Below are 9,389 nucleotides of genomic sequence, written 5' to 3' on the forward strand. Positions count from 1 at the left end.
TCCCCAAATTAGAACCATTTGACAATATGGCATATATGCCATACAATTTAAGCAAGAGGAAAGCTATGAATGAATTTACCGTAATAGCATATGAGAAAGAAAATGGAGAAGTTCCGGTTGAGAATTTCTTAAATGCGCTAGACGTCAAGATGAGAGCTAAGATGTATGGTATGATCGGACTTTTGCAGGAAAAAGGTAATCAGCTCAGAGAACCATATAGCAAACATCTTGATGATGGAATATTTGAACTTAGATGTAAGGTTGGAAGCAATATTACCAGAGTCCTTTATTTCTTTTATTATGAAGGACAGATTATACTTACCAATGGATTTGTAAAGAAGACTCAGAAGACACCGCCGGGTGAGATAGAGCTGGCAAAGCAGCGAAGATCAGATTACATAGAAAGGATGAATAAATCATGAGAACATTTAATGATATGCTTGAAAAACAAATGCAAGATGAGGAATTTAGAAAAGAGTATGAAGCTATTAAGCCTGAAATGGATGTGATCAGGGCAATAGTAGATGCCAGAAATTCACAGAATCTTACTCAGAAGGAACTTGCTGAGCGCACCGGTATCAATCAGGCAGATATCAGCAAAATCGAGAATGGAACCAGAAATCCATCGCTTAATCTTTTGAAGAGGCTTGCCGATGGCATGGGAATGGCTCTTAAAATAGAATTTGTTCCGAAACAAAGAGCATAATTGGCTTATCGTAGCCAATGAATCACATTTCCCTTGTAGGCTACTTTACATTGGCGGTTAAGCCCATAAATGTGAGTGCAGATAAGTTCAGTAACACAATAAAGAGAAGGATTGCCAGAGTCAGTCAACTTGATGAGGAGAGCAATACCTATACATTATCAGCATATCTTGTGGCTCAGCTTGGTAAGAACTTTACGGATGGAGCTAATGAGAGAATAACCGGAACCCAGTTACTCCAGGCAGCTATAGAGACGATAAAGGACTTACAGTATATGGCAGGCGGAATGGTTTGCTTTCTTGAGGCAGAAAATGAGGAAAAGGTACTCGAGTTCTATGAAAAGAAAAATGGCTTTAAACGGTTTGATGTCAGAGAGACCGAAAGAGAGCAAGGTCATAAACTGGTTCAGTTGCTCAAGGTTTTATAGATTAGTAAAAACATTGTTATAATATGGAGGCAGTTCTTATAAAGGATGTTAGCAATGATCTTACATTTGATATGTCTTCAGAAGTTCTGTGGTACACTTTTATACCTGACTAATTTGATGATAAATTAAATATTTGGCAAAGCAATCGGGAATAGTCCTGGTTGCTTTTTTGTGGCGATAAATAGATTTAGACCTTGACGCACAACGGCAAAATATATGTAATTTGCCGTTGTGCGTATATTTCATGAAATGGCGGGACTTTGAATCCACATAAATGCTAGGTTTTCAGTATATTGATATCAGATATAAGTCATTATAGTTATTTCGTAAAAGCACTTCTGGAAGGCAACATAGATGATATGACTGATACATTATCAGAAATCTGCGAAAGTATGATCAGTACTTTTGACGGAAGTGGTAAAGCAGCTCCGGAAAACTTCTATCACGGTCTTGTGATTGGGCTCATTGTGGAGCTTCGTGACAGATATGAGATAAAGTCAAATCGCGAGAGCGGCCTTGGCCGTTATGATGTCATGCTCCGTCCGAAAGATAAAAAGGATAATGCTATAATTATCGAGTTTAAGTCCAAGCGTCGGATCGATAATGGTAGGACTCTGGAGGAACTTTGTGATATGGTACTGAAACAGATCGAAGATAAAAAGTACGAAACTGAGCTGCTGACAGCAGGATTCTCCAAAGAGAAGATAATAAAACTTGCCTTTGCATTTAAAGGAAAAGAACTTCTTATAAAAAAACGTTAATTATATCGATGTGTAGCGTGATACCTCTGCCTTTAGGCATGTGATCTCGTAGAGAACTTAAACCAATAAGTCTCGTCAAGTCTGAGCTGTGGGATATTCGAATGCTCTTTTCCGGCAACAAGCTGTGTTCCGATCTTTTTATTTACTGCACCACCAGTATAAACAGCATCACGTTCTGCAGACGAAACCTTAGGGTTCGAACTATCAAGATTCTCACCATTGTCTCTATATATTTCCACAGGAGCAATAACAGGGGTCTGTACTCTGACGGGCTCGTTGTGCTTGTAGTCAGCCTTGATTTTCCCTTCCTTTCCAAAATCCTTCTTGTCGTTCTTTCCGAGAACTACGTTTCCTGTTGTGATAGCTCTTATATATTTTGCATCAACTGAAGTAGGGTAGTCACCGTTCGCCTGATTTTCAGGTATTTTTATTTGTTCATCCTTGAAAGCCGGAGAAGCTTCAAAGGTATTCACATCAACACCACCGCCTGTGCTCTCCAGGAATTTATTTGGAGGGTAAAGAGGTGTCAGATATGGAACCTGTTCTGCGTTGTTTTTTCCAAAGACATCTTTATAGGTGTAATTGGAATTATCGAATCTTGCCCAGGTAGTCTTACCTTCGAGGAAGTTCTTTTCCTGACCTCCGTATATGATGCTTGCTCTATCAGTGGTTACTGATGCAAATGACTGTACCGGGATATCGGTTCCTCCGAGGTGGGATTCGTTTATACCATCACCTACATGATACATCATGTTCTCCTCAGCTAATTCGCGAGCTTTAGATAAAGGATTTCTCTTGAATGTACCGATATGTCCAAGTTCAAGGTCGTTTCCTTTAGGATTTACATCCTGCCAGGTAATGTTTCCGGTTGTCATGATGTACTGAGGCTGCTCAACAGTTGTTGTAACTCCATCATTGACAGGACCTGTGTTGCTTGGTGCAATAGGACTGTTTATTGTGTGATGATTCTTCGATGTGTACATCTTTGACCCAGCCGTGAAAGCATCGTTGTATGTCTTGGTAGATTCGAATGTATAAAGATCACTGTCCTGTGCAGCAAGGGCATAAGTATACGCCTGTCTTGTTGTAGAGGTAGGAACTTTACTGTTGGTGATCAGTTGATATTCCCATCCCCCGCGCCAGTGACCGCCATTTTTGGTGCTGACCCACTCGTGGTGAGGTTCCCAATACATATAGGTCCAGTCATATTCGTAGGTAGCAGAGAATGTTTTCCTGCTCTCTTTTATCTCAAATGACAGAGAACCCCAGTATGCATCATTTTCTGCACCGTTTATCAGTTTTTCTCCTGAAGGAATAACGATTCCGTGACCATCCTCTTCTGTAAATGCGTCATGATGACCATCAGCATCTTCGTAAGTACGGGAATCATTATAGGTAACATAATAAGGATGCGCCTGAGTTCTGTCCTTAGTTGTGTTGTCCCAGGTATGATATGTTGTGAAGATACCGGGATCACCGCGCTTAGGAACAGGGGGAATGATAATTTCCTGTGTTGTCCGGATACGATTAGCTGCTCTGTTCGCATTTCTTTTTATATCATTTTGGGCAGTACTGCTGAAGCCGTCTGCCAATAATGGAGGAAGAGTGTTGGTTGTGTTTAAACCTATCTGACCACCAGCATACTGCTTCATTTCTTCTGTTAGAATCTGATCATGGAATGTGAGGCTAAGAATCTTGTTAGCACCTTCTATACCTTTTTCCATGACAAGTGCCTTAAGTGGTTCCCCATCCACAAGTGTTTCTCCCGATGGGCTATAGGTGATCCTGCCATTTGCATATCTTTTGTTGATTCCCTGAGTTCCGTTGTGGGTGACAACAAAGAGAGCATGTGTACTGACGAATGTTTTGATAGGTGTTCCATCCTTATGTCTCTCCTCAAAAACGATGCTCACAAAATCATCAGGATCTTTAACGCCCTGGTTTTCTGCCGCTTTACGAAGATCTTCCTTTTTGATAAAGTTGAGTTCCTTCTGTTTAGCACCGTTTGGTCCCGGAGCAAAAATCGGGTCAAAACCAACAATTACTGTTTCGTATCCGCAAGTGACCGCATATGCAACGGTGGCGTATCTATGATTGGTACCGGCTGCAGTTGAAGCTGTTGATTTAACGCTGAGACCGTAATATTGTTTATACAGTTCTTCATCTTGTTCATCCTCTTTGTAGTCTTCGGAAAGTGGTTCGAACTTTCCATTGGTTCCAGTGTAATGTAATTGGTTTATTTCCCTTGCTCCCCAGATATACACCTCATTGGTTTCTGGAGTTGCATAAAATATTGATTGCCAAATAGGGACATTATTACTACTAACCTCATTAAGCCTGTTGATTGATTTGACATTACCAAATGTATATGCATATACAGGCATTGGTATCGTGTTTAATCCTGATAATATAGATAAAGAAAGAGCTGCGCATCTTAAAAAGTTTTTCTTTTTATTCCGCATATTACCATCCTTTCATTTTATTGTTCCGCACTCATGGTTTGCGGTTTTAATGGAACCGTTAAGCATAAATGCAGGGGGTATACTTTATATTGGTAATATGGGCTAATTTTTTATGCAAAAAAATAAACCGCAGAAAATCCACGGTTTATTGTGACACAATTAATATGGTTATTTATGGAGTGGGGAGATATCCGGCAGGAACAAGCGATGATGTAGGTGATATAATACCGCCGAAAAAGTTCAAACGCATAGAACCGGGGTCATCAAATACGGCCATAAGTTTGAGACTGTATGTATGTTCAGGGTGCTCCTTCATTTTTCCCCAAGTTGTGTCGCGGCATGCGGTTTCATCGAAAAATGTAACACAGCTAGTATTTGCAAAACCGGGTCCTGCTATAACCCATCCATGATAATTGTAGTCTGAAACCTCACCCCAATAAATCTTTTCGCCCGTTGGTCTGAGGCTATATTTGAGTGCTTTTTTTTCGAGCTCCTGAAAATAGTTTTTATCCAGTATTGGTCCCTGATCCGAATTTAGATTCAGGTCAAATGTCAAAAAGGTAAATTCACCATCTTTATGACCTAAGTCTACAACTACCCCATTTTCAGTTAAGGCTCCAGTTTTATCAACAGTGAAACGACCTTCATGATTATTCCGGGTTTCTATCACTGTGGTGTCGAGATCGCAGTAACGTGTTTTTTCATCGATATGATATAGTCTTCCATTGACCCATATCCAGCCATATGTATCTTGTCCTGATGTATTTCGATACTTCCATCCGGTACCATCATGGTACCATCCAACTGTATCAATTCCACTAAGAAAATCTATTGAAAGACCTTCTAAAACTCTAGCATATGAAGGTATAGCACTAAATATAGATAAAGCTGCGACAAATGCAGCGAAAAATGTCTTTCTCATTCTTTTCTTTCTCCTTTATAAATACATATAAAATAATTTCAGAAATGAAAGCATCCTTTCTTTCATTTCTCATTTCGAGCATTATAACAGTTCCATTACTGGTCTGCCTTAGATTCTGAGGAATTAGGAACAAAAAAAGTGCATTTTTTAAGATGCAACGTAAATACATGATGTATGTGTGATAATTTTAAGTAATACTTGACCTGTTTTTAGAACCAGTGGCTTTAGGAGTAGAGAGTTTTGACACTCCCACAAGCTAAAGCTACAGTGATTCTTGCTTTAAGGAATACGGTTATTGTCACACCTATCCAAATAAGCAGTGTTCTCGTCGATCTCCACAAGCGTAAGGCTTTTGCCTATTTTGGGTGTGCCCGCTCTACTATATGTGCATTTAAGATTTAGGTTACTTGCTCTGTGAGTAAGCTTAAGCCTATTCTTTTATGTTGATTGCACTATTAGCATCTTTAGGCGAGATATTATAAGAAAAGTGGCTTTCATTCCTGAGAATTTTTATAAACCTAATCACTAATATAGTTGCGAAGCAGATAGGTTTATATAGACCTGGATCTGCGGGAGCGTGGAACAATCTCGCAGTTTCGACCCAAATACACTTTGAAATTAACCCCAACATTGCTCCGGCAACTTAAAAAACAATAGCTTTCTTTATATTGCTTTTGATACTCCCCATGCCTAAAGGCGGGGGAGTCTTGCTACCTTAGGTTAAAATTAACAATTAATACACTGTTAATATGGGTTTTACCGGAAGAAATAATCTGTTCTGGATTCCACAGCCTTCAAGACAAAGTGATACCTTTCGGAGCCTTGCGGCAGTTGATGTTTGGTGGGTGAGCACATGTGTTTATTTATATATAACTTCCCTAATAAGGTGGGTACAAAAGTATCTGAATTTAAGAGCTTTTTTATATAAAATAAAGCCTCTTATCATCGAAAACCTCTTTAAATCCCAGAAGCTTCTTTAATAAAAAATAAAAACTCATACGACAAATAGGCCTCTTGTGTATACAAGAAACCTAATAAGAACAGCTTTTTTGAATTTTAAAAAGCTGCTGGATATTGAATTAGAGAAGCTTCTTCTGGAATAGGAAACTCTTATATAGGTATACGGTACCTGTGAGGTTACAGGTAACTATGAGGTCACACATAGATTTAAATCCAGAGAAGCTTTAAACAGACCTTATTTCAAAAGTGTCTGGATCTTTAAAGTATCGAAGACCACCTGACCATTTTTGACATTCTTATATAAGCTCTTACCGCTTGGGATAGTGAGCCATGAAGAGTTTTCACTTGTATAAGCATCAGCATTGAAATCAGAAACCGTTCTGATAGGTCCCACGAGGACGCCATTACAGTCAACAGATGCTACAGCTACCGGCTCAAGTCCGTTAAAGAGAATCTTATCGTATAAAGCTACTGTTCCAACGAAAGGAGCAAGAGAACCATCTACAGCTACAATCTTTGCAAGGTCGTACATCTTTGTTGTTCCCAGACCTGCTAAATCACAGGTCACTACCATTCCAGCGTATTTTGAACGCTTCACGGTTTCTGTAATATCGCTGTCAGATGAAGAAGAGCCCTTAAATACTTCCTTCAGAGTTTCCAGAGCTGTTTTACATTCATTCTTCTTTTTCTTCAAATTTTTCGCAACAAAAGAAAGGAAGATAGGGTAGATAGATGAGGTATCCTTACGGATTCCGGTAATGTAGATATCATTTGCGTCTACATGCATCACAGTACCATTACCTCTCTTGATACGGAGAGCTCTTGGTCTTTCTTTGTATGTGAACATATAGCCGTAGAGTCTCAGAATTTTTCTTCTGAGACATTCATCGGTTTCATGAATAAAGATCCCCTGAGCTTTCAACTCGGATCTGAGTAATCCAACAGCTTCAGTGCATCCTTCGTATGTGATCTTTGTATTTTTCCAGCTAATAGTATTTGTTGATTCGTCGTAAGCTCCAAATATCTGAGCAAAAGGCTTCTGGAGCAGTGTATTGGCAATTTTCCAAACCAGACTGTCTGTATGCTGACCGTCGCCAATACTGTTAACAGTAAAATTAATAGCTGTATTAACCTTAATGTAATCAGTAAAAGATTCCATGCTGGCAACTGTAGACATTAAAGCTCCGATAAGGCACTTTCTCTCCCAGGAAATAAGGATACCATATCCGTTACCAGTTCCGGCAACCACGAAGTCGAGCCAACTGAGCATGAATCGGTCGTTGAACACGAGCTGAAGCCACTTATGATAGAAATTTTTATGATCCTGGGCATGAAGAAATAAGCCCTGTTTTTTACAGAACTTAGAGTTCATGATATCACTTATCATAGTACTGATATTGTTTTTATAGCGTAAAAATATCTTACCACGGCTATTTTTAAACTTGGCTCTCTGTGCGCAGGACTCAATCATCCCGTAATCCTCGACAGCTTTTTTTATAATAAGATCATCCTTTGCTTTTACAAAGAATAGTTTTCTATAACGGTCTTCAAGTGCAGAGAGAGACTTCCGAAGATTTTTATACTCATAGTCAGCTGTCTTAAATACACCTCGTATATCATCTTTAAGCTCTGTAGTATTAACAGTGTTAGAGCCACCAACATATAATGTAAGGATATCTGCAAAATGCTTTGACAGAGCCGGATCAACTGCATTGATCTGTTCTCTTGTCTCGTTATATCCGGTTTCCGGATTTACCTCCCAGTTACAAAAAGAGAAGAGTTTCCCTTCGCTTTTATCAGATGTTAATGACAAGATGGTAGAGCATATAGAGTCAACGTCATTTTTACTGTATGTCCAGTCAACGGTCTCACTGTCGTAAATTCCATTCTTACGCTCATCTAAATTATGGACAACAGAAACAGGAGTCCTAAGATATTCCCTAAGGGCTCTTACAAGGTAGTCTTCATTTTTACAGATTCTTGTGCAGTAAGCTTCTCCAGCTTTCTTTACAAGGATATTTTTCTCTTCGACAGAGATATGTTTAGGTCTTAAATCACCATCTATAAATCCATGGACAAATGATTCCAGAGTTACATATGCCTTATCCTCGCCTTTTTCAAAAGTCTTTACAGGGAGGAAAAGTCTGTTCTGAGAATGATTGTATCTGATACGGACAAAGAATTGGTTCATATCTTCAATATTAAGATCTTCAGCTTTATTGCAGACAAAAACACATTCCGTGTTTTTACGGACATCCTCATCTTCATAGACAAGACCATCAATAGATGTTCCGTTGTTGAGGAGACAAGTAGTAAGGATAACCTGATAACCTATTCCATCAGGACCAAGGTTAGCAAGGCCATCCTTAACGATATCGTTATAGGCAATGTTTGTGTAACTGTCTGCCTTGACGCTGTAATTTGTATCGTCAGAAGACATGGCTACTGCAGCAATACCGTTTGCCTCAAGGTATTTAACGATGTGGAGATTGTAGTCTTTGTCGTTGTTCTGGATTAGGAAATACTTTCCTGCTTCAACACCTTTCAGAATCTCATAAGGGAAATTCCGGATATCATTAAAAAGCTCAACTTCTATATTCTCAAAGTTGGGCTTATCGTTATTTTTTCTGAATTCAATAATTGAAGAGTAGTCTCTCGCACTTTCAAAAATTCCATCAACAAGGATACGGCCGGTCCGGCTGGGAGCTTCCATACAGATATGGAGAGGAGTGGCAGTTGTATAAATAACGATACCGCCATTATCAGCTACAAGTCGGCAGGCTTTCTTGACATCATCTATAATATCCTGTCTGTAAGTAGCGTCTACGAGCTGATGAGCTTCATCTATTACAAGGAGCACTTTACTCATATCAGTAATGTTATTTCTGGTCTCAGCTTTGCAGATCTTCGAAACTTCCTCATAAAGCTTGTCATAAATAATATTTGAACCAACGGCATCATTATATACCTTGATGTTTTTGTGGTTCTTTCCAACGACTCCGTTAAGTCGATACTTCTTATTATTCTGGAGGACCTGGGATACGTTGGGGGATGCCATGATATTGACGAATCTAGCTGCATTGGTAACAGAAAAAATGGGCCTTTCGTCATTTATAGTGGGTAACCCCACCATTGCTAATTGATTAAATTTAA

The 9,389-nt window shown here is 39.2% G+C and carries 7 protein-coding genes; 4 read left to right on the plus strand and 3 right to left on the minus strand.

Annotated elements, in window-relative coordinates:
* Nucleotides 1-65: 65 nt before the first annotated feature.
* From BXO88_RS14090 to BXO88_RS14105, 4 genes are all read left to right on the plus strand, one after another.
* On the plus strand, nt 66-422 hold the full coding sequence (locus BXO88_RS14090) for a type II toxin-antitoxin system RelE/ParE family toxin (protein WP_078038366.1): 357 nt from the start codon (nt 66-68) through the stop codon (nt 420-422).
* The gene (locus BXO88_RS14095) at nt 419-706 is read left to right on the plus strand and encodes a helix-turn-helix domain-containing protein (RefSeq protein ID WP_078038367.1); all 288 of its coding nucleotides are present in this window, start codon (nt 419-421) and stop codon (nt 704-706) included. The genes BXO88_RS14090 and BXO88_RS14095 overlap by 4 nt, the downstream gene beginning before the upstream one ends.
* A gap of 17 nt (nt 707-723) precedes the next feature.
* Nucleotides 724-1,131 carry a GNAT family N-acetyltransferase gene (locus BXO88_RS14100; RefSeq protein ID WP_078038368.1) on the plus strand — a complete coding sequence of 136 codons (408 nt, stop codon included), beginning with the start codon at nt 724-726 and terminating at the stop codon, nt 1,129-1,131.
* A gap of 359 nt (nt 1,132-1,490) precedes the next feature.
* Nucleotides 1,491-1,892, plus strand: a complete 402-nt coding sequence (locus BXO88_RS14105; RefSeq protein ID WP_078038369.1) for a PD-(D/E)XK nuclease domain-containing protein — start codon at nt 1,491-1,493, stop codon at nt 1,890-1,892.
* A gap of 32 nt (nt 1,893-1,924) precedes the next feature.
* Here BXO88_RS14105 and BXO88_RS14110 read toward each other — a convergent pair whose 3' ends face one another.
* The 3 genes from BXO88_RS14110 to BXO88_RS16585 all read right to left on the minus strand — a co-directional run.
* The gene (locus BXO88_RS14110; protein ID WP_168171725.1) at nt 1,925-4,156 is read right to left on the minus strand and encodes a hypothetical protein; all 2,232 of its coding nucleotides are present in this window, start codon (nt 4,154-4,156) and stop codon (nt 1,925-1,927) included.
* 370 nt (nt 4,157-4,526) lie between these two features.
* Nucleotides 4,527-5,276: a hypothetical protein gene (locus BXO88_RS14115; protein ID WP_078038371.1), complete on the minus strand. Its 750-nt coding sequence runs from the start codon at nt 5,274-5,276 to the stop codon at nt 4,527-4,529.
* A 1,195-nt stretch (nt 5,277-6,471) separates the two neighbouring features.
* Nucleotides 6,472-9,389, minus strand: a 2,918-nt coding sequence (locus tag BXO88_RS16585; RefSeq protein WP_168171726.1) for a hypothetical protein, incomplete at its 5' end; no start/stop codon positions are given.

Origin of the sequence: Oribacterium sp. C9, assembly GCF_002007235.1 — a bacterium.
Classification (GTDB): domain Bacteria; phylum Bacillota; class Clostridia; order Lachnospirales; family Lachnospiraceae; genus Oribacterium.